Source organism: Flavivirga aquatica, from assembly GCF_001747085.1.
Classification (GTDB): domain Bacteria; phylum Bacteroidota; class Bacteroidia; order Flavobacteriales; family Flavobacteriaceae; genus Algibacter_C; species Algibacter_C aquatica.
In genome coordinates, this window is sequence record NZ_MDJD01000037.1 from 1 (window position 1) to 992 (window position 992).

At 30.8% G+C, this 992-nt stretch carries 1 protein-coding gene; it reads left to right on the plus strand.

Annotated elements, in window-relative coordinates; genetic code table 11:
• Positions 1-160 precede the first annotated feature (160 nt).
• Positions 161-992 (plus strand): hypothetical protein (locus A8C32_RS09465; RefSeq protein WP_131798808.1); only part of this gene is annotated, 832 nt, incomplete at its 3' end.

Consider the following 992-nt stretch of genomic DNA (forward strand, 5'->3'; position numbering starts at 1 on the left):
GTACAACAGATAAAGGAGAATCTCCAATGCGCTTTGAAGCAGTATTTACAAATAAACGAACAGGGAAAAAATTTGAAGGAATTTCTGATATACGTATATTATTCCATAAACCTAAAGACTCAAGTACATTAGTCCCTATACGTTAACTCTTAATAACAAAATGCCCTACTTAAAATATACCGTATTCATTTTTATTAGTGTTCTAAACTTGGCATGCCAGTCTCAAGCCAAGCAACATATGGGTCCTAATGAGAAAAAATTTAAAGACATACCAAATACTATTATTACATATAAAAAAAATGATGGTCTCGATTATTATTTAAGTAGCAGTCGTTCTCATTTCGAAGCTATGGAAATTTATATTAACGACATCCCTTTTAAAAAATATTATAATGGCGATAACGATGCTGTAATGTTCCCCATAAACGATTATATATTACAAAGCGGTACCCAAACCGTGCGTATAAAATACATTTCGGAAAGCGGAAATCCTTTTCGAGTCGATTTTTCAAGTTCAATGGATATCATGGCGTTAAAAATTGGTCAAGAATTTTCATTAGGAAAAAGTCATACCATATACGAAGTTCCTAAAATTTTTAACGACGATGATCCTTTAATTGGAGATTTTGCTGGAGCAGGTCTTATGGTTTTTGAAGATCAGTTTACTTTTGAAGCCAAAGTGCCTTATCATTTTACTGGCTGGACAGAAAGCCAAGACTTGACTAAATTAAAACCCAAACAATTAGAAAAAGAAGTAGTAGCTGCCCATCAAAACATTATTGATATTTGTAAACAAAAAGATAGAGAAACCCTTTTTGATTTACTTTATCAATTAGAATTTGAAAAAACACAGTCTAAATATTTTGATGACAAATTATTTTATAAATTTTCAGTAGAAGGCCATGATTTTGTATTAGAAAATCCTTCGGTTAAATTTTACCCTTTAGAAAATTATGAGGTTAAAATTTATGGTCAGGGGAAAATAGTTACTT